Below are 23,626 nucleotides of genomic sequence, written 5' to 3' on the forward strand. Positions count from 1 at the left end.
GACATGTCCACAGAGGGTCGATCCGAAACCGCGTCGTCCGCCCCTGCGAGCGCACTCGAGAGCGCGAGCTTCGTCCACCTCGTGGCGCGAGCCGACGGGGACGCACTCGCGGCGAGTGGGCTCCTCGCGAGAGCACTCGCTGCACGCGAGACGCCGTATCAGGTGAGCATCGGGCGAACCGTCGCGGATCGAACCGACCGCGTCAATGACCGCGACCCGACAGCCGACGACGCTACGATCGCCGTCGGTGCCGTCGATGCGGACGTGACGCGACTCGAGACGGACGATCGACCGGCCACGCTCGCTGCACTCGAGGTCGTTCGCGACCTCGAGGCGTCGCCGGATCCCGTCCTCGCACTCGCCGGCCTCGTGGCCGCGGGCGTCGAGCCGGGAGCCGGCGAGTGCGAGTGGATTCTCGAGGCGGCACGCGAACGCGAGTTGGTCGAACGCCGACCCGGACTTGCGGTGCCGAGTGCGGATCCGGTCGGCGGCTGCGCGCATTCGACGCAAGTCGCCGCGCCGTGGTCGGGCGACCCGGACGCGACGCGAGCCGCTCTCGACGACCTCGACGTGGCGCTCGACGACCCCGACTCGCTCGCCGACGACGACTACCGAGCGATCGGGTCTGCCGTCGCTCTCGACGTCGTCGGCGACGACCGCGCGGTCGACGCTGCGGCGGAGACGATTCAGCGAGCGCTTCGCCCCTACGCGACGCCAGAGCACGCCTTCGAAACCGTCGGCGGCTACGCCGACGTGCTCGAGGCGACGGCCCGGACCGAACCGGGAACGGGCGCTGCGCTCGCGATGGGTCACGACGCACACGAGCCGGCACTCGCCGCCTGGCGAGAATACGGCCGACGTGCGCATACGTCGCTCGAGGGTGCGTCGACCGGTCGCTACGACGGTCTGTTCGTCCTCGGTATCGACGACGGGCCGGTCGAAGCGGTCGCTCGACTCGCCGTCTCGTTTCGCTCGCCGGAGCCGACCGTACTCGTCGTCGCCGAGGATGAAGCGGCAATCGCTACTCGGGGCGACGACGCACTCGGCGCGACGCTCGAGGCGATCACGCGAGACCTCAAGGAAACGGGCGCTGCGGGCGTCACCTACGACAGCGCCAATCGCCGTGGCTATCTCAGATACGACCCGGACGTGGACCAGTCGACGATCATCGAAATCGTGAGGGCGTTACGATGAGTCGACGCGCGACGATTCGAACGACGCACGAGGACGCCGACGTCGTCGCTCGGGCACTCCGCCCGGGCAATACGGACGAGATGGAGACCGTCGTCGAGACGGACGCTGAGTCCTCGAGCGAGGAGTCGGCTACCGACGACACCCACGACACCGTCCGCACGCGTATCGAACGCGAGACGACCGGTGGGCTCCACTCGAACGTCGACGACTACGCGGTCAATCTCGAGGTCGCGATGACTGTCGCAGACGCCACTCGAGAGGAACAGTTCGACCAACCGATGGACGCGGGGTGCGCGTCCGAACACGAACACGATACTACCAACAATGAGTGAACGATCAGTTTCACGCGCAAAACAGGAAAAGCGGTGGTACACCATCCTGGCACCGGAGCAATTCGACCGGCAGGAACTCGGTGAGACACCCGCTGACGAACCGGATCAAGTCTACGACCGAACCGTCGAAACGACGCTCGGCGAGTTGACGAACAACGCCAGCGAGAACAACACGAAGCTGACCTTCAAGGTCACCGACGTCGGCAGCGACTCGGCGTACACGGAGTTCATCGAGCACTCGCTGACTCGAGACTACCTGCGTTCGCTGGTCCGTCGCGGTGCCTCGAAGATCGAGGCCTACGTCACCGTCCTCACGACGGACGACTACCGCGTCCAGATCCAGCCCGTCGCCTTCACGACGAAAAAGGCCGACGCGAGCCAGGAGAAGGCCATCCGCGAACAGATGGTCGCCATGATCGAAGAGGCCGCCGCCGAGCGGACGTTCGAGGAACTCATCGACAGCGTCGTCGAAGGGCGACTCTCCTCGGGCATCTACGGCGAGGCCAAGACGATCTACCCGCTTCGCCGCGTCGAGATCCAGAAGGCGACCCTCGAGGCCCGACCCGAGGAAGTCGCCGAAGAGGAAGCGACCGCGGTCGACGTCGACGAAGAAGACGTCGCCACGGACGACTAACGCGACGACCGAACGCGAGGCGTTTTTTCTACTGGGACACATCACGCGACGGAGAGCCGTTGCTCCCCTCGAGTGAGATCCCCACCCCCACTCGTTCGCATTTAACACGGCTCCCCACGAACGAGCGTCTATGACTCCAGTGGATGCTACCGACGGACGGGAGCCGACGACGCGCTTCGAGTACGAGCCATCGACGATCCGACTCGGCCCGAACTGTGTCGACGACCTCGAGGACGAACTCGCGGCCAACGGCTTCGAACGCGCACTCGTCGTCTGTGGCTCGACCGTCGGTAGGACACCGGACGTGATCGGCCCGGTTACCGACGGAATCGGTGACCGATTAGTGGGCGTTTTCGACGAAACGACGCCGAAAAAACGCCTTGCGACGGCCGCGAACGCCCTCGAGCGCCTCGAGGCGGAGCGAGCGGACGTGCTCGTGAGCCTCGGTGGCGGAAGTAGCCTCGACGTGGCGAAGGCGGCGAGCGTCCTCGCGGCGAGCGACCGTCCGACGGCTGAAATTGCCGACGAGTTCGCCCGGACGGAGACGATCACCGTTCCGGACGAGGGGCTGGTGCCAATCGTCGCCGTCCCGACGACGCTCGCCGGGGCCGACCTCTCGATGAGCGCGGGGGTCACTGCCGGACCCGAGTCGGGATTGGTCGACACCGTCGTCGAAGGCGGGATCTCACATCCGGGACTCATGCCTGCAGCCGCAGTGTACGACCCGACGATGCTCGAGACGACGCCGGAGACCATCCTCGCTGGGTCGGCGATGAACGGCTTCGACAAGGGCATCGAGACGCTCTACTCGGCCGCTGGGTCGCCGGTAACCGACGCCACGGCCAGACACGGTCTCGAGAAACTCGCGGACGGGCTACGCGCGTTCGGTGACGGTGCCCGGGATATCGATACGTATCAGACTCTTCTCGAGGGAATCGTCCTCGTCCAGTACGGAATCTCTCGCGCCGACGGGTCGACGCTCTCGATCGTCCACGCCTTCGGACACGGTCTCACACGAACGTACAGCGTCCAGCAGGGGGCCGCTCACGCCGTCGTCGTTCCTCACGTCCTCGAGTATCTCTTCGAACAGGACGACGTCGACGCTCGAGCAGGGATGCTCGCGGACGCCCTCGGCGTCGAAAATGCGGCCGATCACGGTAGTGCAGTCGTCGAGGCAGTCACCGAAATTCGGGACGCACTCGGACTCCCCGCATGCCTGCGGAACGTCGACGGACCCGAACCCGACGAGTTCGAAGCCGTTGCGACCCACATTCTAAGCGACCGATTGATGGCGAACACGCCGCCGGGACTCGAGCCGACGGTCGACGACATCGACGGAATCCTCGAGCGAGCGTGGTGAGCAGTCGACGGACGCAGTCTCGACGATTCGGATCCGATCGTCGGTGGCGGCTCGAGAGGGCGTCGCTGTGGGCCGATTTCGGGACACACGGATTAGGGAAGGTGGATGGGCTTTAGCGCTCAGTATCGATTACCGGGAGCGTGACTGAGAACGTCGACCCCTCGCTGAGTTCGGACTCGACGCTGATCCGGCCCTCGTGGCGTTCGACGATTCGTTCACAGAGTGCCAGACCAATTCCGACCCCAGGGTGGTCCTCACGGCTGTGAAGCCGCTGAAACACGTCGAAGATACGTTCTTGATCGTCAGGCGCAATACCGATTCCGTCGTCCTCGACGGTAACGTTCCACCAGGGACCGTCTCGCGTGGCGGAGACGTGTACCGTCGTCGGGCCAGTGCCCCCGTACTCGATCGCATTCGTCAACAGGTTTTCGAACACCTGCCGCAACTGCCGTTCGTCGCCGGTGACTGCCGGTAGCGAGTCCATGGTGACCTCGACATCGCTCTCCGAGAGCGGTCCGTGCAAATCGTCGAGGACGCCCTCGAGGACTCGATCCAACTCTACGCGCGACAGTGGTTCGCCCTGGGTTTCGACCCGGGAGTACTCGAGGAGTGACTCGATCATCCGTCGCATCCGGTCTGCGCCGTCGACCGCGAAGGTGAGAAATTCTTCAGTCTCCGCCGACAGCTCGTCGGCGGATCGACGCTCGATCAACTGCAGGTAACTCGAGACCATTCGAAGTGGCTCCTGTAAGTCGTGGGAGGCGGCGTAGGCGAACTGTTCGAGTCGCTCGTTCGAGGCTTCGAGCTTTGCTACTGTCTCCTCGAGTTCGGTTGCTCGCGTCTTCGCTCGTGCGTCGTAGATCCCGACCCCGAATCCGGCGAGACTGCTGAACGACGTGAGAAAGAGGATCGCCCGGGCCGGATTCGAAATGCTATCGGCTGGCTGACTATTGTACACGACGAGCATGCCGAGCATCGCACCGAATCCGACGAGCGTCCAGCCCGCGACGTCGGGATAGAACTCGGGCCGAATGTCGCTTCTCGACAACGCCAACCCGCCGTAGACGAGGGCGACGCCGAGCAGGCCGATCAGCGAGGAGACGACTACCACGTTTCCGGCTGGCGTTCCGCCCTGGACCCGAACGGAGCCCCAGACGAGACTGAAAACGATGTAGAACGCGCCGAGACCGATAACAACGGTCCTCGGACCGATTGAAGAGAGCACTCGTTTCCAGCGATCCATCGTCGTGGTAGAGGAAAGAGTAACTATTAGTCGTTCGGGAACGGTGTTAAGTAAACCTCCCAGTCGTTGCTAGTTCTCTGCGTACGACGGCCGTTCGTCGTACTCGATCGGATCTCGAACGCCGATGTTCTGGAACGCCTGTAGTCGAATCGCACAGGAATCACAGGTGCCACAGGCGGGCTCGTTTTCGCGGTAACAACTCCAGGTATGCTCGTATGGTACCTCGAGGTCGTCACCCCGCTCGGCGATGTCGGTTTTCGACCATTCGACGAACGGCGCTTCGATCGAAATCTCAGTCTCGGGTTTCGTTCCGACGTCGACCACCTGCTCGAACGCCTCGAAGAACGCGGGACGACAGTCGGGATAGCCGGCGAAATCCTCGCTGTGCGCGCCGATGAAGACGGCCTCGCAGTCGTTGGCTTCCGCGTAGGAGACGGCCATCGCGAGCAGATTGGCGTTCCGGAATGGAACGTACGACGAGGGAATCTCGTCGCTCTCCAGGTCAGCGTCTTCGACGGCCAGTTCGTCGTCGGTGAGACTCGAGTTCCCGATGGCGGAGAGATGGCCCGTTTCGATTCGCAAGAGGTCCGCGAGGTCGAACGCGTCGGCGAGACGACGGGCGCACTCGAGTTCGCGCGTTTCGGTTTGCTGGCCGTAGGAGGTGTGGAGCCCGTAGAGGTCGTAGCCACGGGCTCGAGCGACGGCAGCGGCGGTGGCGCTGTCCATTCCCCCCGAGAGGAGGACGACGGCGCGTTTAGCGGTCGATTCGTCGGTCGGTTGGTTGGTTGATCGGTTGGTCATGGGCATGCTCACTCAGGTTTCGGGGGCGTCGTTCCAGAGGTCGACGTGCAATCGAGGCGTGTACCGAAAGCCGTGTTCGATCGCGAGTTGGGCGACTCGAGTACGGGTGTCCGCGAGTTGCTCACGCGTCGCCCCTTCGGGCATCAAGAGGACGTCTTCGTCCCGGATCGGAGCGTTACTCGCCGCACGCAACTCCGCGAGGAGGTCGAGGGTCTCCGGAATGTCGCCGTCGTCGGTGACGACGAACTTCAACTGGAAATCGAACGTTTCGACGAGGCTGGTTAGCGCCTCGAGGTCGATTCGGTCGGCCTCGTGTCGCCGTTCCCATTGGCCCGCATCGACGCCGTCTGGCGCGCGTTCGGGAGTCGGCGTACTGCTCTCGAGTTTCGGGCTGATCGACGCGAGATCGATCGGCGCGTCGGGGGCGACGGTGCCGTTGGTCTCGACGGTCGTGTGGTACCCGCGCGCGGAGAGTTCCTCGAGGAGGTCCACGGCCGTTTCGTGTATTAGTGGCTCGCCGCCCGTCAAGACGACGTGATCAGCGTTCTCGTAGGACTCGATCTCCGCGAGGATCGTGTCGAGGTCCATCCAGGCGTGTGTCGGCTCCCAGGACGTGTGATAGGAATCACAGAACCAACACCGGAGGTTACAGCCGCTCGTTCGGACGAACACGGAGGGAACACCCGCGAGACGTCCCTCGCCCTGGAGCGAGCAGAACAACTCGTTGATCGGGAGCCCGTCACCCGACCCGACTTCCTCGGGCGAGTCGTCTCGATCCACTGAATCTGAGACCGGCATCTCAGAACGCGCTCCCTCCGCAGAGTTCGCTGGTTTCGCTCACCTGGACCGCGATCTCGGAGACGTTCTCGGGGAGGGCGGCCTCGAGTTTCTCCTCGAGGACGACGCTCATGACCTCCGCCGTGGGCGGGTGCTCGAGGACGATTAGGGCGTCGTCGTCACCGGCCGACTCGAACGCGTCGACGAGTGGGTCGCCCGCCTCGAGCAAGAACATGTGATCCCACTCGTCGATGACCTCGGTAATATCCCCTTTGTCGGCAACCCACCCTTCTTCGGTGAGTTCGCCGACGAGTTTGACGGTGACCTCGTAGTTATGGCCGTGGGGCCGCGAACACTTCCCGTCGTGGTGTAGAATCCGGTGCCCGGTACTGATTCTGATCGGTCGTTCGCGCCCGATGTAAAGTACTCGCTCCGTGCCGGTGACCGAGTATATTCTCTGACCGGTGTCGGTCCCGCCACGGCGACCTCCCGACTCTCCGCTCTCGTTCATACCATGGTATTATCACAGGATTACTTAAGGATGATCAACCGACGCCGTGAGTACTGGCGGTCGGATTTCTCGAGTCGCGTCGGTGTCTGCGAGATAGGGACCCGTTCCGTTGTACACGCGATGTTTCGACTCAAATCGAAGTCTGGACTGGAACCGTCTGGAATAGTCAATCGCTCCCTCGAACCGAGTGCACCTCGCCGCACACGGTCCTCCCCGTCTCCCGCGCCCCTCGTTTGCGTGTCGCTACCACATCTCGAGCGAATTTGATCGCCGCGAGCCCGACCCGTTGACACTCGTGTCTTCGACGCCCCTTACTCGTGAAGCTGATCGTGAAGCCGGTTTTTGGCCTCCGTTCGTCGCTTCTGTGAGTACTGGGGCTCGGTGTCAGAGAAGTCGACCTCGATTTCGTCGAGCGTTCGTCGGTAAATGTTCGTTCGTCGCCCCTCCTCCGAGAGCTGCCGTCCCTCACATGTCAAGAGCCCGGCGTCGACGAGTTCTTCGATCCGACGATAACACGTTGCAATCGGGATTTTGATATCTTCGCTGAGAGCCTGTGCTGATTTCGGTGAACCTGCAGCACAGAGGATCTCTGCGCTGTATTTGTTGCCGAGTGCTGAGAGGACTGTATTCGAGTCCGACTCGGTTCGTTCCCTCCGACTATGAGACATCGTTCACTCTATAGAGAATTATCAGAATTTAATCTTGTGGTTATATTGTGACTATCACGTATTGTAATATTTGTTATCTGGTGACACAGGATCGGTTGCGCGCGGACGCTGGGTAGTGATAACACGGTATCGCGCTCCTAACAGCATTCAATAGCGGGGTGGGCGACTCCTCGATACTCGTTTGATGTTTGAGCCCAAACCAGCCGGTATGAACGCAGCGGTCCTCACAGTCGGTGACGAACTACTCGCCGGGCGGACGACGAACACCAACGCTACCTGGCTCTGTCGGCGACTGAACGATCGAGGCGTCTCGGTCGAACGAGTCACCACCGTTCCCGACCGAACCGAAGACATCGCTCGCACCGTCGAGGAGTACCGGCAGGCGTACGACGCCGTCGTCGTCACCGGCGGACTCGGCCCGACGCACGACGACGTGACGATGGCCGCCGTCGCGAGCGCCCTCGAGCGAGACCTCGAGGAACACGCGGACGCGATCGCCTGGCTCGCGGACGACGGCTACTCTCGAGGCGACCTGACCGATGGCACGGCTGACCTGCCGACGGGTGCGCGAGCAATTCACAACGAGGTCGGCGTCGCGCCCGGTGCCGTTCTCGAGAACGTCTACGTTCTGCCCGGGGTCCCCTCCGAGATGAAAGCCATGTTCGAGTCCGTCGCGAGTGAGTTTACGGGGACGACCACGTACCGCGAGGAAATCGTCGTCGACGAGCCAGAGAGTGCGCTTCTCGACCGAATCGCGGCCGTAAGAGAACGATTCGACGTGACCGTCGGCAGTTATCCGGGCGGATCGGTTCGACTGGCACTCGAGAGCACTGACGAGGCGACGCTCGAGGAGGCGACGACGTGGCTTCGCGAGCGCGTCGACGAAGCCGAGTAAGGTGAGGGCGTCGTGTCGTGATTATCGGTAAAAGTAGACGAGCCAGCCGATCGTGAGGAGCAGACTCAGTGCCAGGACGCCCCAGCCGGCGATCTCCATCGGTAGTTCCGTCTCTGCCTCGAGTACGACGAACGCGAGTTGGTTCATGTTCCGCGGTGGGTTCCCATCCCTCTTAATCTTTCAGAAAGACGTTGACATCGTCGTCGCTCGGTAGCAGTCATTCGAGGTGACCCCGTCCCGCCACGTGGAAACTGCGTGAGAACACCACACGGCTTTTGCGAGGGCCACGCCTACCATCGAATATGGAGTCGCTCGGTGTCGTCGTGAATCCGATCGCCGGGATGGGCGGTCGAGTGGGATTGAAGGGAACTGACGGCAAACTCGAGGAAGCGCGCCGACGCGGTGCCAAAGCGAGGGCACCGGATCGCGCACGGGAGGCACTCGAGGCGTTTGCCCGTCGAGCGCCCGAGGCCGCGGTCTACACGGGTGCGGGGGTCCTCGGCGAAACGGTCGCTCGAGACGTCGGGCTCGATCCACACGTCGTTTCCGGACCACAAACCGACGTGAGCGATGACGTCGGTCCCGCCGACGCCGATACGTCCGCGGCTGATACGCGAGCGACCGTCGAGGCCCTCCTCGGCCAGGGAGTCGACCTCGTCCTGTTCGTCGGCGGCGACGGGACGGCCGTCGACGTCGCGACGGTACTCGAGGACGCGGGCGCGTCGACGCCCATGCTCGGCGTTCCTGCCGGTGTCAAAATCTACTCGTCGGTGTTCGCCGTTACACCCGCCGACGCCGGTCGAATCGCGGCCGAGTTCGACCGCGTCGAAACCCGCGAGGTCAACGACATCGACGAAGCGGCCTACCGGGAGGGCGAGGTTCGCACCGAGCTACGGGCCGTCGTTCCCGTCCCCGTCGCGTCGGACGTCCAATCGAGCAAGCAGGTCTCGAGTGGCAACGTCGACTCGCTGGCGGCGGGATTCGCACGGGAGGTCGACCCCGAGAGAGCGTACGTGTTCGGTCCCGGCGGAACCGTCGGTGCGATCGAATCGGAACTCGGTATCGACCCGTCTCCCCTCGGCGTCGATATCTGGCACGACGAGAAAGTGCTGGCCCGAGACGCCACGGAAGACGATATTCTCGAGTGCCTCGAGTCGGTCGACGGCCCGGTCACGATCGTCGTCTCGCCCATCGGCGGGCAGGGGTTCCTCTTCGGTCGGGGGAATCAACAGCTCTCGCCGGCCGTAATCCGGCGCGCTGACGAGGTCGACATCGTCGCCTCGGGGGCGAAACTCGACGGAATAGACGCGTTGCACGTCGATACGGATGACCGAGACCTCAACGATGAACTTCGTGGCTGGCAACGCGTTCGAACGGGGCGATTTACGACGCGTCTCGTGCACGTTGTTTAAGGATGGTGTGAGAATCGAGCTTCCAATGAACCATATAACTATCCGAATCAGATATAATGGCCATATAGTCAAGATTAAGGTCGGTCCCGGCTAGGGGTCTCGTATGGAAACGCGGAAAGTCCAGCGTCTGGGACCATCGACGCTCGCCATGACCCTCCCCGCCGAGTGGGCCTCCGAACACGACGTCGAGAAAGGAGACGAAGTCTCCCTTCGAACGAGCGGAAAAGGAACGCTCACCGTCATGCCCGAGTCGGCGAGTTCGGAAGAGACCGAGGCGATCATCCACGCCGACGACCTCGACGCCGACGCCGTCGAACGAGCCATCGTCGCACAGTACGTCCTCGGCCGGCGCGTCATTCGAATCGACACCGAAGACGGCGCGCTCGAGTCCGAACACATCAACGCTGTCTATCAGGCCGAAACCCAGTTGATGGGTCTGGGCGTCATCGAGGAAACACCCGAGAGCATCTCGATTCGCTGTTCGGTCGACCCGGAGGACTTCACGCTCGACAACCTCTTAGAACGCCTCGAGCGAACCGGTCAGACGATGCGTGGTGAGGCGATCAAGGCACTCGCCCACGGCAATCCCGATCTCGCCCAGCGCGCGCTCAACCGCGAGCGCCAGGCGAACAAGATCTTCGTCCTCTTGCTTCGATTGATCTTCACGGCCTACCAGAATCCAAATCTCGCGCGCGCAGTCGGGCTCAACACCGGCTTCCCGCTGATCGGCTACCGATCGATCGCGAAGAACCTCGAGTTGACGGCCGACAACGCCGAGGACATCGCCGATATTGTCATCGAAACCGAGGGACACACGCTGAACGTCGATAGTTCGGTCATGCGCGACATCCGGGAGTTAAACGAACTGGTCGACGAGATCACGTCGATCGCCGTCGAAGCCGCCGTCGAACGCGACTACGACAAGTCGAATCAGGTCCGAGCGCTATTCCACGAGATTTCCGACCGGGAGAAGGAAATTCTCGACGAACTCTCGGAGCTGTCGAACGACGACTTGCTCCGCGTCCGCGAGGTACTCGTCAGCCTACAGCAAACGGCCCAGTACGCCATGCGAAACGCCGAAATTGCCGCCAACCTCGCGCTCAACGAAGAGTCCGAGCACACGACGATCAACTGAGGTCGCTCAAATCGTTCTCGAGAAAGGAACTCTCGAGGGGGCCGATCTGCTGTGGGTGTTTCGATTCGAAACGATAATTGGCAGGGACGTCACACATTCGTTCGATGAGGAATCTCTTTCGTCGGATTCTCGCTCAATTTATCGTCGACCGACGGGTCCTCACGCTCGCGTTCGCTCGGATGGCCGACGGAATCGGGAACTCGTTTCTGATCATCGTCATTCCAATCTACGTCGGCAGCGAACTCATTACCGGAACGACGTTCGGTCTCGGAGAGTCGATGGTCATCGGTATCATCCTCTCGATCTTTGGATTTTTAAACAGTAGCTTTCAGCCCTTTACCGGTCGACTCTCTGACTTCGTGGGGCGGCGCAAGCCGTTCCTCATGGTCGGACTCGCCGGGTTGGCGGCGATGAACGTCGCGTACGTCTTCGCGGAGTCGTATCTCACGTTGCTCGCGATCCGTGGAATCCAGGGGATCAGCGTCGCGTTCATCGTCCCCGCGTCGGTCGCGCTCGTCAACGAACTCGCGACGACGCAAGACCGCGGCGGTAACATGGGCGTCTACAACACCTTCCGGCTGATCGGGTTCGGTGCCGGACCGGTAGCCGCAGGCGCGGTCGTCAACCTCGGACCCTACACGCTGCCGGGTGGACTCGCGATCAGTGGCTTCGACGCAGCCTTCTACATCGCCGCGATAACGGCCATGCTCAGTTTGCTCCTCGTGACGGTCCTCATTTCGGATCCCGACGCGACGAAGGCCAACGCGGGCGCAGACCTCTCGATTGCAATTCGCGACCCCACGGGAAAGAACCTGCTCGATCCGATCTTCACGCTCGGCGTCGCGTCGCTGTTCATGGCCACGGCGATCGCGTTGTTCGCGACGATCCAACCACAGGTCAACGAGCGCCTCGGGCAAGGCGAGACCTGGTTCGGCCTCCAGTTCGCGGCGTTCGTCCTCGCGCAGGTTGTGTTACAGACGCCGATCGGACGCGCCTCCGACCGGTGGGGACGTCGACCGTTTATCCTTGGCGGCATGATCCTCCTCGTCCCGTCGACGCTCGTCCAAGGGTTCATCCTCTCCTCTGAACTCATGTTCGTCGCTCGCCTCGTACAGGGTGTCGCGGGGGCGATGGTGTTCGCACCGTCGCTCGCACTCGCAGGAGACCTCGCCGGCGAAGGCGAATCCGGTTCGAAGCTCTCGATTCTTACCATGGCGTTTGGCTTCGGAATTGCCATTGGCCCTCTCTCCTCGGGTGCACTCGTCGACTACAGCTTCGAAGCGCCGTTCATCTTCGGCACCGCCCTCGCCGTGCTCGGAACGATTCTCGTCTACACGCAGGTCGAAGAGACCCTCGAGACGGCACACTCGGTACCCATCGGCAGCGACGATTAGCCACCGTGGCGCGCACGCGGGTCGACGGGACGCAACGCAAAAGTAGTGGATACGCATACGAACCGACAATGACGCTCTCGGAGGAGGCGACGGAACGGTTAGCAGACGTGGTGGAGCTCCAGCCGACGAAAAATTCCGAACTCCAGGACCGCTGGGACATGGAAAGCGGCAGCGAAGTGCACCAGTTCCTCGAGAACGAACTCGGGGACTACTACTTTCGCGACGACAACAGTCTGATACGCGCCACGGCCGAAGCCAACGATCTCGTCGACGTCGAACCCGGCATCGAGAGCGATCCGGAGAGCGACGGTGCGCCCTCGCGCATCCGCGTGCCGGAACTCCACGCCCAGATCGTCTCGGTGCTCGCCGGCCCCGAGGAGGAATCCGAAAGCGTCGTCTCGGTCCTGCACGCGCTTCGCGACGAGTACGACGTCGATCCCGAGGCCGAAGACGTGCGCTCGAGTCTCCAGAGTCTCCGCCGAAAAGACGTCGTCGACGTCGAGTACCGCACCGTCCCCACGTTCCGGCTAACGGTCGAGCGCGACGACCTCGAGGTTAGCGTCTCCGAGTGAATCGGCGTCTGTTCGACACACTCGGTTGCCACTATCGCCAGCCGAGTCACGGCTCCAACCCGGGCCGTCGTCGCCGTCGACGATCCTCGAGCACCTGCCGACAGCGCGCCCCCGGGCCGCCGTCGATCGGCCATCCGTTGGTTCGCCAGGTCGGGGGCTCCGGTTCGAACTCGGGGCACCGGCCCGAACACTCCGTCGCCGTCTGACACCCTCCCTTCGCCGTACAGTGCGGGCGGAGTCCGATACCGTCGCGCGTTCGCAACTCGAAGTACCGGCAGTCGGGTCGCATCGTGTCGGCGAAGGATCGCCAGCCGCGTTCGTACGCTCGCTCGGCGATCTCGAGTCGTTTTGCAGCCTTCTCTTCGGGACTGACGTACTCGAATCGAGCCGCGGAGCCGTCGCGGCGGCCGCCGTCGGGTCGCTCGAGGATTCGCGTTCCGGGTTCGTCGACGGCGAGCGTCCGGGGATGCCACGCCACCTCGGCGTCGGAACTTGCTTCCTCGAGCGTCAAGATGCCCGCTTCGACGGGGAGGCCCTCCAGCAATGCGGGTTCGACGCGTTCGCCGGTTTTGTGGGTTCCAACCCAGACCTCGTCGGCCAGCGCCATCGCCACGTCGTACTCGAGTTGCGAGCCGAGCACTCGGGCCGCGCTGGCGTCGAGGTCCGGCTTGTTCTCGACCGCGACGATTCGCTCGACCCAGTCGGGATAGACCCACTTGCGGCGAATCTCGATCCGATTGCCGTTCCGTTGGGTCTCGAGGATCCCCCTGTCGTCGGCTTGATGAATCGCCTCGCGGACGTAGCGCCACGGATAGCCGGGATGGGGGAGGCAGTCGCGATAGTACGCCCAGTCTTCGGGGGCGTGTCGAACGACGTGCAACAGGTCGCTCTCGAGTCGTTTCGGACCGAAGTTCGCCCGCCGTTGGAGGGCGTCGGCGTCGCACTCGAGGACGATGGTGTCCCAGCGTCTGCCTCTGGTTCCGAGTTGTCGGGCGACGAGAGCGGCCGCGTCGTCACTGGCGGTGGGTGCTGGCGGCCAGTTGCGCTCGGCCCAGTGACAGACACCGAGTTCGAACGCGAACTCGCTCGTCTCCTCGTTCATCGTCTCCGGTTCACGGTCTTCGTTGTGTGCGGGCAGCGAAAAAGCTCTTCGTACGTTTCGCTTCCGGCACGTCGAGTGTGCCGATCGAGTGAGGTATCTCGTACGTGCCGAGTGAGGTATCTCGAGTGACCGACTGAGTCACGACGCGCAGGTGTCGCACGCACCCTGCGAGCCAGCGACCGCTCGAGGCCGGCGAGTGAGAGTCGGAGTTCGATGGCGACGCTCGTGGTCGCGACTCGGGCGTTACTCCTCGAGTTCTTCGTCGAGAAACTCGTGGGCCTCCTCTAAGATCTCTCGTGGGCCGTCTTGGGTGACGGTGTTGACTGCCTGTTCGTAATCGCGCCACTGGAGGTCGCGGTGTTCGTTCGACAGTTCCGCACTGGCCTCGAATGACTTCGCAATAAAGAGGTGAACGGTCTTGTGGATCGTCGTGCCGTTCGCCTCGAAGACGTAGTCGTAGTCTTCGCGAAAGCCATCGAGGAGCCGGAACTGCTCGATACCTGCCTCTTCCTTTATTTCGCGGATCGCCGTCTGCTGTAGTTCTTCATCTCCTTCGACACCGCCCTTGGGAAACTCCCAGTCGCCTGGGCGGCTCTTGAGTAGAAGATACTCGCGCCGGCCCCGCGTATCGCGGAAGAGGATTGCGCCTGCGCTCGTAGCTTCGACTGCCATTATCCCTGCTAACAGGCGCGACGTTAAGAGAATATCGGACTGTTCGTCTTGCGTAGGCGTATCTCAGCAGGTTTTTACGCGCCGGGCGTACAACTACGCACAACACAGCAATGACCTTCGTCACCCGTCTCACGCTCCAAAGCGGCGATCGAGCCGCACTCGACGGCATCGTCGACGACATCAAATCAACGGCAGAACGCAAGGGGGCCGCGTTGAAAGGCCCACACTCTCATCCTCCCGAAACCATCTCCGTTCCACAGCGCTCTCGCCTTCACGCCGACGACGACCGACACTTTTCGTCGTGGGAGTACACCGTCTTCACCCGCGAACTCGAGATTCACGGGCACGACAATCTCGCGCGCAACATCGCCTCGCAGAACTTTCCCGACTCCGTCCACATCGAAGCCGAAGTCGAGCAGATCCACGGCGCGGGACGGGGCAACTAACTGTCGAGACGGGCGGGAAGTCGTCGAGTCGGGTTTTTCTGCGTTCGGTACCATTTTGAGCGCTCGAGGTGAGTATTTGGTATGTCACACGATCTCGTCTCGCTGCGCCGAGACCTCCACCGACGACCCGAACCCGCCTGGCGGGAGTTCTACACGACCGCTCGAATCGCCGCGGAACTCGAGTCGCGTGTCGATCTCGACGAACTCCACGTTGGTCCCGATGCGATCGCGAGCGAGCACCGATTGGCCGTGCCGGACGACATCGAACTCGCCGAGTGGTACGAACAGGCTCGAGCCACCGGTGTCGACGAGACGATTCTCGAGTCACTCGAGGGCGGCCAGACGGGTCTCGTCGCCGTTCTCGAGCGCGGCGAAGGGCCGACCGTCGGCCTTCGGGTCGACATCGACGGCCTTCCGCGACCGGAGAGCGACGACCCCGCCCACGTTCCCGCCGCAGAGGGCTTTCGCTCGGAACACGAGGACGCGATGCACGCCTGTGGCCACGACGCCCACGCGGCGATCGGCGTCGGTGTGCTCGAGCAGATCGCCTCAAGCAGCTTCCAGGGGACGCTAAAGGTGTTTTTCCAGCCAGCCGAGGAGGTCGTCGGCGGCGGGAAGTCGATGGCGAAAAGCGAGCACATCCGAGACGTCGACGCGTTGCTCGCGGTTCACGTCGGACTCGACCATCCGACCGGCGAAATCGTCGCCGGAATCGACGGCTTCCTCGCCGTTCGACACCTCGAGGCCGAGTTCACCGGCGAGTCCGCACACGCCGGTGGTCACCCCGAGCAAGGCCGAAACGCCGTGCAGGCGATGGCGGCGGCCGTCCAGAATCTCTACGGCATTCCGCGACACAACGACGGCCGAACCCGGGTCAACGCGGGCGTCGTCGAAGGCGGCAGCGCGGCGAACGTCATCCCAGAAGAGGCGCGAATCCTCGCCGAAGTTCGCGGCGAGACGACCGAACTCATGGAGTACATGGACCGAAAGGCTCGCCACACAATCCGCAACGCGGCTGCGATGCACGAGTGTGACGTCGCGTTCACGACGGGTGCCGAAGCCCCGAGTGCGACGAGCGATCAGGAACTCGTCGATATCGTCGCCGACGTAGCGGGACGAACGGCGGGCGTCGAGAACGTCCTCGAGCGCGACGAACTCGGCGGCAGCGAGGACGCGACGTTCCTGATGCGAGCCGTCCAGGAAAACGGCGGGACGGCCTGTTACGTCGGCGTCGGGACGGACCACCCCGGCGGCCACCACACCGCGACGTTCGACGTCGATGAGGCGAGTATCGACCACGGCGTCGACGTTCTCTCCGGTGCCATCGAACGGATCAGCCGGACTCGAACCTGAGCCACGGGTCGCCGCAGCGACGAGACAACCGAATCGACACCAGCCACTCCCTCCACAAGCCTCGTGAGGGGAGATGGCAGCGAATCCACCTCGAGTCCGTGATCGACTCGAGTCGATAGCCACTGATCGATTGAGCCATGTCACTCACCAGTCGTCGTCGAATGCGAGTCGGTCTCTGGATTCGAATGACGCTCGCGTTCGCCGCGCTACTCGCTTCGGTGCTCGTCTTGCTCGCAGTCGAATTTTTGACGATCTGGTTGTTAGTGGGGATGGTCCACTTCGGGGCCGTCTACGTGAGCTACGTCGTGCTCTCGCCGGTTCCGCTGGCGGCGTTCGCCGTCGGCTACGTCGCGTTCGTCGGTGCGCTCTGGTTCGCTTACAACGAGTACCGGTTGGTTCGAGAACCGGATCGAGACGCCAGCCGAGCGGCGGTCGTCGACGCAATGGGCGCAAACAGACGAACGATTCGCGAGCGCTACGGACTCGTGGGGTACGCCTTCGTCGTCGGCGTCCTGGGAGCCAGTTTCGGGACGAGCCTGTTGCTCGGTGAACGATTCGGTGAAACTGCGTACTACGCGTTCGTACCACTGTTCGTGGCCCTCACGGTCGTCTGGCACCAATTTTCCACCACCCTTCGTACGGAACGACGCAACGAGGCGGCCGTCCTCCGATCGCTCGAGGACTCGATACGTCGGTCGGACGACGAGCAGCGCCACCCCGAACTCCACGACCTCCGTCGACGCGTCGAGCGACTGGCCCGGCAAGCCGACGTGCCGGTTCCGTCGCTCGAGGTTGCCGTTCGGCGAACACCCATTGCCCTCACCGTCGGTTACCGGCCCGAGTCCTCCACCGTCGTCGTCTCGAAGGGCCTCGTAGAGACGCTCACTGAGCAGGAACTCGAGGCCGTGCTGGCCCACGAAATCGCGCATATCGCGAATCGCGACGCCGCCGTTGCGTCGGTAATGGCGATCCCGATCGCGACAGCCGAGCGAATCGAGCAGGCTCAAGGTGGCCACGCTGGCGCGATCGCTCTCGTCCTGCGCGGATTCTCCCGCTGGTGGCTCCGGATCGTCACGCGATACCGAGAGTACGCAGCCGACGACGGTGCCGTCGCGATCACCGGCGATCCGGCCGCCTTAGCCAGTGCGCTCGAGGAACTCGATCGATCTGTCGCCCGGCGACCCGTGGCCGACCTCCGAAACCACCGGACAGCGGCTGCGTTCTCGATCGTCCCCTCGCCGTGGGAAGAACGCCGCTTCTTCGATCGGGTCTATCGGTTCGTCGACCGACGACTGTTTGGAACCCACCCGCCGACCGACGAGCGGATCGAACGCCTCCGCGCTCAGACGGCCGATCCACAAACCGGCACCGCCGAGTCATAGAGTTGCGCAGTCGAGTGAGAAGCTGGCTCGAGACGGATTCGCTCGAGACGGATACCTGTGGCCGGGAGCGCGTCTCGAGCACCGCGAGAGTCGCGCGACCCGGGGAAGGGCAGGCTACCACCCGAAAACGACCGCGAGCGAGCCCGAAGGGCGAGCGAGCGGGCCGACGACTGATGTGGAGGGGTGCGACGCACCCCGGAACGGAAGAAGGAGTGCTTTTGATCGAAATTTTACCGAGGGACGTTGCGAGCGAGACAGTTCTGTCTCGCTCGCAACAGATCGCAGCGTAAAATTTCGGTGTTAGTACTTCGGCTCCGCCCCGGTCGCCTCGTAGACCGATTCCATGAGTTCGTCGCGTCGGTCCTGCCAGCCCGCGAGCCCCTCGGGGCTGGTCGGGTAGTTCTCGTAGTGTGCCAACAGGTCATCGGCACAGCGTTTGGTCTGGTAGAGATTCCAGATGGTGCCCCAGTGGCCGCGGCTCTTGATCAGGGACTCGAGTTTGAGCTTCGTGCTGATGTTCGTACTCCCCGAGTAGAGTGCCTCGGCGAGTTTGTCGCCGGGCATGGCGGCGAGCAAGCCCATGAGGTCGTCGACGTCGATGGCCGTCGCGAGGATGTTGTAGACGTCGAGGGCAGCGTAGCGTGCGCCGAAGTGGTCCATGACGAGTTCGTTGTACTCCCAGAACGTCTCTTCGCTAATATCGCCCGTCTCGAGGCCTTCGATGGCCTGCTCGGCGGCGTACGTGCCGGCGTAAGCCGCTCCGGCGATGCCGCCGCCGGTGGTCGGGTTGACGTGTCCGGCGGCGTCACCGACGGCCATGTAGCCGGGGTGGACGGCCGAGTCGTAGGGCCGACGGGTCGGGAGGGCCGCGCCGAGTTTGTCATCAACTGTCGCGCCCTCGAACTCCGCGCGGTTCTCGAGGTCGTGTTTGAGGTCCTCGACGAGTTTCATCGGCTCTTCGGTCATCTGGAACCCCAGGCCGGCGTTGATCTCGGTCTCCGTGCGCGGGAAGTACCAGAGGTAGCCCGCGGCGCGGTCGGTCGGCTTGAAGACCAGTGCGTCGTCCCACTCGACCGGTTCGTTCACGTGGACGACCTCGCGGTAGGCCGAACAGAAGTGCGAGTAGTTGACGTTCGTATCGAACGTCGAGTCCGAAAAGTCGACGTTGTCCTGCAGGACGGACAGCGAACCCGCGGCGTCGATGACGATCTCTGCGTCGTAGGTGACTGGCTCACCTTTTCGGATCGCTTCGACTCCCGTCACGCGACCGTCGTCGGCCTGCGTCACGTTCTTGACGACGGTGTCGTAGTGGAAATCGACGCCGGTATCTCCGGCCCCCTCGATGATGCGACGCCCGTACTCCCAGCGGTCGATGACGGCCAACTCGCCGGGAATCGGAATCTCGAGGACGGTGTCTTCTTGTGGAATCTCGAAGCGACCGTGGTCGACGCCCGTGTTGGTGAACGCCGGCTCGAGTTTCGACTTCGGAATCGAATCGGGGAACTCGTCGGCCCCTTTCAGTGCGTCGCCACAGGCGATGTGACCCGCCTCTTCCTCGGTTTTGCGCTCGAGAACGACGACGTCGTAGCCCTCGCGTGCGACGGTGGCTGCGGCGTAACATCCGGCAGTTCCGGCACCGACGACGGCCACGTCCGGGGTGTGGGGCTGAGACGTGGCGGCGTTTGCCGAGCGCTCCTGGGTACTCATACTACCGTTTCCACACCACGGGAAGAAAACGTTTTATGTCACGTGTCGGATTCGCAGGAGAGAGATTCCGGGTTTCAGTGCCAGTAACGGAGCGGGCCGCCCGCTCGAGAGTCGAAATTCACGGGATAGGTTCTCTCGAGGGAGTCTCGTTGTCCCGAGGGAAACGAATCGGGGAATAAAGAGTTTTAGTGCGGTCGTTCGTACCAGCGTGTATGACGGAGTACACGATCGAATTCGTCGGAACGGGTGAGACGATTACCTGTTCGGACACGGAGACGATCCTCAGTCGCTGTCTCGAGGAGGGTATCGCGCAGGAATACTCCTGTCGCGTCGGCATGTGTCTGGCCTGTTCGGCAGAGATCCTCGAGGGCGAGGTCGTCCAACCCGCCGCGCGGGGCTTTACCGAGGCGGAAGCCGAGAACTACGCGCTCACCTGTATGGCCCGGCCACAGTCGGACCTGAAACTCGAGCGCGGAGTGTACCCGCCGAGTATCGACGGCGACCTCGAGAGCGAGGGGACCGACGGCGCTGCTGTCGCGGACGACTGATGCAGTGACGAGTCGGTCTCGTCGTCTCTATCGTGTCCCGGCAGGCGGATTCTCTCTTTGTTCGACACAGCTGGCGGTACGCTGACTCGAAGACTATCAGTAGTCTGGTGGCTCCATTTCTTTATTTAGAGAAACACTAGAAACCGGAGTGAGCGATTCAGGAACTACAGATGCGAATTGAACGACTTCGACTTATTCGCTCGGTAGTTCCCGGAGCATTTTTCGCCCGGGAGCGATCAGTTCATCGAGATACCCGGCTACTGTCTCTTTCGCATCTGCCGGGTGCAACTCTCCGGATTCGAGCGCCGCCGCAAGGTCATCGTAGCAGTCGTAGGTCTGATTTCCACCGTACTTCTCGGGTCGTCGTACGATCACCGACTCGAATCGCGAAAACACGTAGTACTCGAACAATTGGAGAACGGGGTTCTCGCGATCACCCTCGGGATCACGGGTCGGGGGACAAAACGCCGTCTCGATCTTTCGCTCGAGGTCATCAGTGGAATCCTCCATCGAGATCGTCGTCCCCTCACTCGAGGACATTTTCCCCTCGCCGGTTTCGAGATCAGCGAGTATGGGTGTGTGCAAACACGGTCGCACCTCGTATCCCAACTCTGGCAATTTCTCTCGAGCAAGCATATGCACCTTCCGTTGATCGGTTCCACCGACAGCGAGGTCGATGCCGAGGAACTCGAAATCGAGGACCTGCATCAACGGGTACACGGTATGGCTCACCGTTGCGGTGTCGCCGCTTTGGAGTTCGGCGACCGCTCGCTTGGCACGGTTGAGCGTCGTCGAGACGCCGAGTTCGTGTAGATCGAGTGAGTAGTACGCTTCGAGTTGGAAGTCGGACCCGTAGACGTATTCGGTCTTCTCCTCGTCGAGGCCGTACGCGGCGAACTGTGCCCTCATTCGCTCCGCTGTCTCGTGGATCTCCTCGAAACTACCCTTCCCGTTGAGATGTGCGTGAACGTCCGCCAGTAGGACGACGACGACGTCCATCCTTGCTTCCTGCGCGTCAATGAGTTTGTTCGCCGTCAGAAGGTGGCCAAGGTGGAGGACACCGGACGGTTCGTAGCCGACGTAGACTCGTTTGTCTGCCGGCTCAGCGGCGAGTTCACGCACCTCCTGGTCGGTAACGACTTCCTCAGTGTTCCGGATGAGTAACTCGTAGGTATTCATACGGATTGTAGCTCTACTGACTCGGAAATTTTCATATCATCCAATGCGTCGATCACAGTTGCCAGCTCATCGTTTAGTGTCTCGACGAATTGGCGGGCGTGGTCTGTCGTCGTTGCCCCCGCTGAACACGGTTCAATGAGTCCTTCTTCCTCGAGAACGCGAAGTGAGTATCGAACCTTGTGATGCGGGAGATCAGTCCGGGTAGATAATTCGACGATGCCAATCGGTTCGGCCTGCCAGACGAGGACAAAGACCGCTAAATGCCGATTGAGAACATCGACCTCTTTCTCGAGACGGTCAATGATGGTTTGCGCGACCATACCACCTCAGCCTATTCACCGAGAATATATAAATTAGTTTAAGGTATGATATGACGCCTGTAATACTAAATGCTATTCTACCACATGGTGTTCGAATCAATAGGTGCACACCCTGTATTGAACGTGGATTTCACGCTCAACTCTTGATAACGAAATCGTACTATCGACTACTGCTAGCGTAGCCACTGCAAGTCAGTGCACATCTAATCGCTACATCGGCGATCAGCGCGTAACTCGTTTCAGGTGTTCTGCTCGACGAGAAGTCGACCGGTATCGTTACTCGATCGTCAACTCACCGTCACCGCCGTCACCGTTTCCGTTCTCGTCCCACTCGAGTTCGAACTCGATACTGAGTTCGCCGGGGCCGTCGGTGGGGCCTTCGCGTTCGGCTTTCACTTCGAACGTCGGCTGAGCGGGCGGATCCATCGTCACGGATTGGTCGCCGGCGCTGAGCGTGAGTTCGTCGCCGTTCTCGAGTGAGTCGGCGACCGTTCGGAGGTACGACGCGATATCTTCTCGGCGCTGGCGACTCTCGGATTCGAAGAGTACTTCCTCTGGCATAGGTTCGTATTGGTGCTCCAGGCTGATAACTGCGTCTGTGGTGAACGCGTCGCTGCTTGGTTTATGGTGAATACGTCGTTGAAACCGAGTACCGAGTGGTGAAACGTGGACTCCTCCCGTATTTGCTGGGCGTGCTGGATTTCCGTCGGTCGGTCTCGAGTCGCCTTCGAATCAGTCGACGAAGTCGATGTCTTCGCCCTGTGCGGGCGCTTCGGGCTGGACGGCCTCGCCGTCGGGCTTGCCGTAGATCTGTGGCGACTCGACGCCGGTGACGACGATCATCGTCCGCATGCTGCCCTCGAGTTGCTCGTCGATCGAGGTTCCCCAGATGATACGGGCGTCGGGGTCGATCCGGTCGTAAATCTCTTCGACGACGCCTTCGGCCTCTTCGATTGCCATGTCGTTGCCACCGGTGACGTTGACGAGTGCGGAACTCGCCCCGGAGATGTCGACGTCGAGCAGCGGCGACCGGAGCGCGGTCTTGACCGAGTCTTCGGCTTTCGCTTCGGAGTCGGACTCCCCGAGACCGATCATCGCGACGCCGCCGCGTTCCATCACGGTGCGAACGTCGGCGAAGTCGAGGTTGACGAGGCCGGGTTTCGTGATGAGTTCGGTGATTCCCTTCACGGAGCGCATCAGCACTTCGTCGCTCACTTTGAACGCTTGACGGACTGGCAGTTTGCCGACGGAGTCGAGCAGGCGGTCGTTCGGGACGACGATGACGGTGTCAGAAACGTCGCGCAAGCGCTCGAGGCCGGCTTCGGCGTTGGTTCGGCGGACCTCACCTTCGGCAGTAAAGGGCGTGGTGACGATCGAAATCGTCAGCGCGCCGGCTTCTCGGGCGGCTTTAGCGACAACGGGGGCCGAGCCGGTTCCGGTTCCACCACCGAGACCCGCCGTGACGAAGACCATATCAGAGCCGTCGATCGAATCGTAGATATCCTGTTGGCTCTCGAGTGCGGCTTCCTCGCCGACCTGTGGGAGCGAGCCGGCGCCGCGGCCGCTGGTCTTTTGTTGGCCCATCAGAATCTTCGTGTCGGCTTCGATTTCGACGAGGTGTTGAACGTCGGTGTTCGCGGCGACGAGTTTCGCGCCGTGGATGCCCTCCTCGTGCATGCGGTTGACGGTGTTCCCGCCGGCACCGCCACAGCCGACGACGGTGATGTCGGTCTGGAGGTCCTGAAGCACGTCCTCGAGTTCGTCGTCGGTCATCGTCCCGGTCTTGTTCGCGTCCCCGTCTCCCTGGCTGTGTCCATCCTGCGGAGACGCATCGTCGGGAGCGGTGTGTTGCTCCCCATTTTCGGCCTCGTCGATAGCTTCGTCGATGATGGAGTCCATTCTTGGTCCAGACTAGTAGATGGAGCATAATTACCTTTCCCCTACTAGTCAGACACCTGTCTGACAGGTATCGTGAGATTACCGTTGACG

Annotated in this window: 26 protein-coding genes; 13 read left to right on the forward strand and 13 right to left on the reverse strand. The window is 62.3% G+C overall.

The window, feature by feature from the left end; all coding sequences use genetic code 11:
* Positions 1–3: 3 nt before the first annotated feature.
* The 4 genes from BB347_RS02110 (at position 4) to BB347_RS02125 (ending at position 3,520) form a co-directional block, all read left to right on the forward strand.
* The gene (locus tag BB347_RS02110) at positions 4–1,194 is read left to right on the forward strand and encodes an exonuclease (protein WP_076578858.1); all 1,191 of its coding nucleotides are present in this window, start codon (positions 4–6) and stop codon (positions 1,192–1,194) included.
* The gene (locus tag BB347_RS02115) at positions 1,191–1,526 is read left to right on the forward strand and encodes a KEOPS complex subunit Pcc1 (RefSeq protein WP_076578856.1); all 336 of its coding nucleotides are present in this window, start codon (positions 1,191–1,193) and stop codon (positions 1,524–1,526) included. Before BB347_RS02110 ends, BB347_RS02115 begins: the two co-directional genes overlap by 4 nt.
* Positions 1,519–2,160 carry a 30S ribosomal protein S3ae gene (locus BB347_RS02120; protein WP_076578854.1) on the forward strand — a complete coding sequence of 214 codons (642 nt, stop codon included), beginning with the start codon at positions 1,519–1,521 and terminating at the stop codon, positions 2,158–2,160. The genes BB347_RS02115 and BB347_RS02120 overlap by 8 nt, the downstream gene beginning before the upstream one ends.
* Before the next feature lie 130 nt (positions 2,161–2,290).
* Entirely contained in the window at positions 2,291–3,520 is a 1,230-nt protein-coding gene (locus BB347_RS02125) for an iron-containing alcohol dehydrogenase family protein (protein ID WP_076578852.1), read from the forward strand.
* Between the two features lie 112 nt (positions 3,521–3,632).
* On the opposite strand, the gene BB347_RS02130 is transcribed toward BB347_RS02125, so the two are convergent.
* From BB347_RS02130 to BB347_RS02150, 5 genes are all read right to left on the reverse strand, one after another.
* On the reverse strand, positions 3,633–4,763 hold the full coding sequence (locus BB347_RS02130) for an ATP-binding protein (RefSeq protein ID WP_076578851.1): 1,131 nt from the start codon (positions 4,761–4,763) through the stop codon (positions 3,633–3,635).
* Positions 4,764–4,832: 69 nt separating this feature from the next.
* Positions 4,833–5,564, reverse strand: coding sequence for a 7-cyano-7-deazaguanine synthase QueC (gene queC, locus BB347_RS02135; protein WP_076578850.1), 732 nt, complete (start codon positions 5,562–5,564; stop codon positions 4,833–4,835).
* Positions 5,565–5,576: 12 nt separating this feature from the next.
* Positions 5,577–6,362, reverse strand: a complete 786-nt coding sequence (locus tag BB347_RS02140) for a 7-carboxy-7-deazaguanine synthase QueE (protein WP_076578849.1) — start codon at positions 6,360–6,362, stop codon at positions 5,577–5,579.
* Position 6,363: 1 nt separating this feature from the next.
* Positions 6,364–6,852 (reverse strand): 6-pyruvoyl trahydropterin synthase family protein, encoded by a 489-nt coding sequence (locus BB347_RS02145; protein WP_083687688.1) that lies wholly within the window; start codon positions 6,850–6,852, stop codon positions 6,364–6,366.
* Positions 6,853–7,163: 311 nt separating this feature from the next.
* Positions 7,164–7,520, reverse strand: a complete 357-nt coding sequence (locus BB347_RS02150) for a winged helix-turn-helix domain-containing protein (protein ID WP_076578848.1) — start codon at positions 7,518–7,520, stop codon at positions 7,164–7,166.
* Between the two features lie 208 nt (positions 7,521–7,728).
* Here BB347_RS02150 and BB347_RS02155 point away from each other — a divergent pair, with 208 nt between their 5' ends.
* A complete protein-coding gene (locus tag BB347_RS02155; RefSeq protein ID WP_076578847.1) occupies positions 7,729–8,415 on the forward strand; it encodes a competence/damage-inducible protein A in 687 nt (228 codons plus the stop codon).
* Between the two features lie 21 nt (positions 8,416–8,436).
* Here BB347_RS02155 and BB347_RS19760 read toward each other — a convergent pair whose 3' ends face one another.
* Complete coding sequence (locus tag BB347_RS19760) at positions 8,437–8,562, reverse strand: hypothetical protein (RefSeq protein ID WP_257787631.1); 126 nt, start codon at positions 8,560–8,562, stop codon at positions 8,437–8,439.
* Positions 8,563–8,717: 155 nt separating this feature from the next.
* On the opposite strand from BB347_RS19760, the gene BB347_RS02160 reads away from it, so the two are divergent.
* The 4 genes from BB347_RS02160 to BB347_RS02175 all read left to right on the forward strand — a co-directional run bounded on the left by BB347_RS02160 (position 8,718) and on the right by BB347_RS02175 (position 12,928).
* The gene (locus BB347_RS02160; RefSeq protein ID WP_076578846.1) at positions 8,718–9,827 is read left to right on the forward strand and encodes an ATP-NAD kinase family protein; all 1,110 of its coding nucleotides are present in this window, start codon (positions 8,718–8,720) and stop codon (positions 9,825–9,827) included.
* A 103-nt stretch (positions 9,828–9,930) separates the two neighbouring features.
* Positions 9,931–10,962 (forward strand): phosphate uptake regulator PhoU, encoded by a 1,032-nt coding sequence (locus BB347_RS02165; protein WP_076578845.1) that lies wholly within the window; start codon positions 9,931–9,933, stop codon positions 10,960–10,962.
* Positions 10,963–11,066: 104 nt separating this feature from the next.
* Positions 11,067–12,356: an MFS transporter gene (locus tag BB347_RS02170; RefSeq protein WP_076578843.1), complete on the forward strand. Its 1,290-nt coding sequence runs from the start codon at positions 11,067–11,069 to the stop codon at positions 12,354–12,356.
* A gap of 68 nt (positions 12,357–12,424) precedes the next feature.
* Positions 12,425–12,928: a DUF5797 family protein gene (locus BB347_RS02175; protein ID WP_076578841.1), complete on the forward strand. Its 504-nt coding sequence runs from the start codon at positions 12,425–12,427 to the stop codon at positions 12,926–12,928.
* A 46-nt stretch (positions 12,929–12,974) separates the two neighbouring features.
* Here the strand turns inward: BB347_RS02175 and BB347_RS02180 are convergent, their stop codons facing one another.
* The gene (locus tag BB347_RS02180) at positions 12,975–14,030 is read right to left on the reverse strand and encodes a DUF5787 family protein (RefSeq protein ID WP_076578839.1); all 1,056 of its coding nucleotides are present in this window, start codon (positions 14,028–14,030) and stop codon (positions 12,975–12,977) included.
* A gap of 243 nt (positions 14,031–14,273) precedes the next feature.
* Positions 14,274–14,702, reverse strand: a complete 429-nt coding sequence (locus BB347_RS02185; protein ID WP_076578837.1) for a bis(5'-nucleosyl)-tetraphosphatase — start codon at positions 14,700–14,702, stop codon at positions 14,274–14,276.
* A gap of 110 nt (positions 14,703–14,812) precedes the next feature.
* On the opposite strand from BB347_RS02185, the gene BB347_RS02190 reads away from it, so the two are divergent.
* From BB347_RS02190 to BB347_RS02200, 3 genes are all read left to right on the forward strand, one after another.
* Positions 14,813–15,148 (forward strand): uS10/mL48 family ribosomal protein, encoded by a 336-nt coding sequence (locus BB347_RS02190; protein ID WP_076578835.1) that lies wholly within the window; start codon positions 14,813–14,815, stop codon positions 15,146–15,148.
* Between the two features lie 81 nt (positions 15,149–15,229).
* The gene (locus BB347_RS02195) at positions 15,230–16,501 is read left to right on the forward strand and encodes an amidohydrolase (protein ID WP_076578833.1); all 1,272 of its coding nucleotides are present in this window, start codon (positions 15,230–15,232) and stop codon (positions 16,499–16,501) included.
* Between the two features lie 161 nt (positions 16,502–16,662).
* Positions 16,663–17,883, forward strand: coding sequence for a M48 family metallopeptidase (locus BB347_RS02200; RefSeq protein ID WP_139326957.1), 1,221 nt, complete (start codon positions 16,663–16,665; stop codon positions 17,881–17,883).
* 300 nt (positions 17,884–18,183) lie between these two features.
* Here BB347_RS02200 and BB347_RS02205 read toward each other — a convergent pair whose 3' ends face one another.
* Positions 18,184–19,590, reverse strand: coding sequence for a geranylgeranyl reductase family protein (locus tag BB347_RS02205; RefSeq protein ID WP_076578829.1), 1,407 nt, complete (start codon positions 19,588–19,590; stop codon positions 18,184–18,186).
* Positions 19,591–19,802: 212 nt separating this feature from the next.
* Here BB347_RS02205 and BB347_RS02210 point away from each other — a divergent pair, with 212 nt between their 5' ends.
* The gene (locus tag BB347_RS02210; protein ID WP_076578827.1) at positions 19,803–20,138 is read left to right on the forward strand and encodes a 2Fe-2S iron-sulfur cluster-binding protein; all 336 of its coding nucleotides are present in this window, start codon (positions 19,803–19,805) and stop codon (positions 20,136–20,138) included.
* Between the two features lie 192 nt (positions 20,139–20,330).
* Here BB347_RS02210 and BB347_RS02215 read toward each other — a convergent pair whose 3' ends face one another.
* The 4 genes from BB347_RS02215 to ftsZ form a co-directional block, all read right to left on the reverse strand.
* On the reverse strand, positions 20,331–21,317 hold the full coding sequence (locus BB347_RS02215) for a tyrosine--tRNA ligase (protein WP_076578825.1): 987 nt from the start codon (positions 21,315–21,317) through the stop codon (positions 20,331–20,333).
* Positions 21,314–21,622, reverse strand: a complete 309-nt coding sequence (locus tag BB347_RS02220) for a hypothetical protein (protein ID WP_076580163.1) — start codon at positions 21,620–21,622, stop codon at positions 21,314–21,316. Before BB347_RS02220 ends, BB347_RS02215 begins: the two co-directional genes overlap by 4 nt.
* Before the next feature lie 291 nt (positions 21,623–21,913).
* The gene (locus tag BB347_RS02225; protein ID WP_076578823.1) at positions 21,914–22,198 is read right to left on the reverse strand and encodes an amphi-Trp domain-containing protein; all 285 of its coding nucleotides are present in this window, start codon (positions 22,196–22,198) and stop codon (positions 21,914–21,916) included.
* Positions 22,199–22,369: 171 nt separating this feature from the next.
* Positions 22,370–23,536 carry a cell division protein FtsZ gene (gene ftsZ / locus BB347_RS02230; protein WP_076578821.1) on the reverse strand — a complete coding sequence of 389 codons (1,167 nt, stop codon included), beginning with the start codon at positions 23,534–23,536 and terminating at the stop codon, positions 22,370–22,372.
* Positions 23,537–23,626: the final 90 nt, after the last annotated feature.

The sequence above is a fragment of the Natronorubrum daqingense genome, from assembly GCF_001971705.1.
GTDB lineage: Archaea > Halobacteriota > Halobacteria > Halobacteriales > Natrialbaceae > Natronorubrum > Natronorubrum daqingense.

Excerpts from the sequence above, each read along its gene's own strand:
- BB347_RS02110 (WP_076578858.1), top strand. The coding sequence starts at position 4 with ATGTCCACAGAGGGTCGATCCGAAACCGCGTCGTCCGCCCCTGCGAGC.
- BB347_RS02115 (WP_076578856.1), top strand. The coding sequence starts at position 1,191 with ATGAGTCGACGCGCGACGATTCGAACGACGCACGAGGACGCCGACGTC.
- BB347_RS02120 (WP_076578854.1), top strand. The coding sequence starts at position 1,519 with ATGAGTGAACGATCAGTTTCACGCGCAAAACAGGAAAAGCGGTGGTAC.
- BB347_RS02125 (WP_076578852.1), top strand. The coding sequence starts at position 2,291 with ATGACTCCAGTGGATGCTACCGACGGACGGGAGCCGACGACGCGCTTC.
- BB347_RS02130 (WP_076578851.1), bottom strand. The coding sequence starts at position 4,763 with ATGGATCGCTGGAAACGAGTGCTCTCTTCAATCGGTCCGAGGACCGTT.
- queC (WP_076578850.1), bottom strand. The coding sequence starts at position 5,564 with ATGACCAACCGATCAACCAACCAACCGACCGACGAATCGACCGCTAAA.
- BB347_RS02140 (WP_076578849.1), bottom strand. The coding sequence starts at position 6,362 with ATGCCGGTCTCAGATTCAGTGGATCGAGACGACTCGCCCGAGGAAGTC.
- BB347_RS02145 (WP_083687688.1), bottom strand. The coding sequence starts at position 6,852 with ATGAACGAGAGCGGAGAGTCGGGAGGTCGCCGTGGCGGGACCGACACC.
- BB347_RS02150 (WP_076578848.1), bottom strand. The coding sequence starts at position 7,520 with ATGTCTCATAGTCGGAGGGAACGAACCGAGTCGGACTCGAATACAGTC.
- BB347_RS02155 (WP_076578847.1), top strand. The coding sequence starts at position 7,729 with ATGAACGCAGCGGTCCTCACAGTCGGTGACGAACTACTCGCCGGGCGG.
- BB347_RS19760 (WP_257787631.1), bottom strand. The coding sequence starts at position 8,562 with ATGAACCAACTCGCGTTCGTCGTACTCGAGGCAGAGACGGAACTACCG.
- BB347_RS02160 (WP_076578846.1), top strand. The coding sequence starts at position 8,718 with ATGGAGTCGCTCGGTGTCGTCGTGAATCCGATCGCCGGGATGGGCGGT.
- BB347_RS02165 (WP_076578845.1), top strand. The coding sequence starts at position 9,931 with ATGGAAACGCGGAAAGTCCAGCGTCTGGGACCATCGACGCTCGCCATG.
- BB347_RS02170 (WP_076578843.1), top strand. The coding sequence starts at position 11,067 with ATGAGGAATCTCTTTCGTCGGATTCTCGCTCAATTTATCGTCGACCGA.
- BB347_RS02175 (WP_076578841.1), top strand. The coding sequence starts at position 12,425 with ATGACGCTCTCGGAGGAGGCGACGGAACGGTTAGCAGACGTGGTGGAG.
- BB347_RS02180 (WP_076578839.1), bottom strand. The coding sequence starts at position 14,030 with ATGAACGAGGAGACGAGCGAGTTCGCGTTCGAACTCGGTGTCTGTCAC.
- BB347_RS02185 (WP_076578837.1), bottom strand. The coding sequence starts at position 14,702 with ATGGCAGTCGAAGCTACGAGCGCAGGCGCAATCCTCTTCCGCGATACG.
- BB347_RS02190 (WP_076578835.1), top strand. The coding sequence starts at position 14,813 with ATGACCTTCGTCACCCGTCTCACGCTCCAAAGCGGCGATCGAGCCGCA.
- BB347_RS02195 (WP_076578833.1), top strand. The coding sequence starts at position 15,230 with ATGTCACACGATCTCGTCTCGCTGCGCCGAGACCTCCACCGACGACCC.
- BB347_RS02200 (WP_139326957.1), top strand. The coding sequence starts at position 16,663 with ATGCGAGTCGGTCTCTGGATTCGAATGACGCTCGCGTTCGCCGCGCTA.
- BB347_RS02205 (WP_076578829.1), bottom strand. The coding sequence starts at position 19,590 with ATGAGTACCCAGGAGCGCTCGGCAAACGCCGCCACGTCTCAGCCCCAC.
- BB347_RS02210 (WP_076578827.1), top strand. The coding sequence starts at position 19,803 with ATGACGGAGTACACGATCGAATTCGTCGGAACGGGTGAGACGATTACC.
- BB347_RS02215 (WP_076578825.1), bottom strand. The coding sequence starts at position 21,317 with ATGAATACCTACGAGTTACTCATCCGGAACACTGAGGAAGTCGTTACC.
- BB347_RS02225 (WP_076578823.1), bottom strand. The coding sequence starts at position 22,198 with ATGCCAGAGGAAGTACTCTTCGAATCCGAGAGTCGCCAGCGCCGAGAA.
- ftsZ (WP_076578821.1), bottom strand. The coding sequence starts at position 23,536 with ATGGACTCCATCATCGACGAAGCTATCGACGAGGCCGAAAATGGGGAG.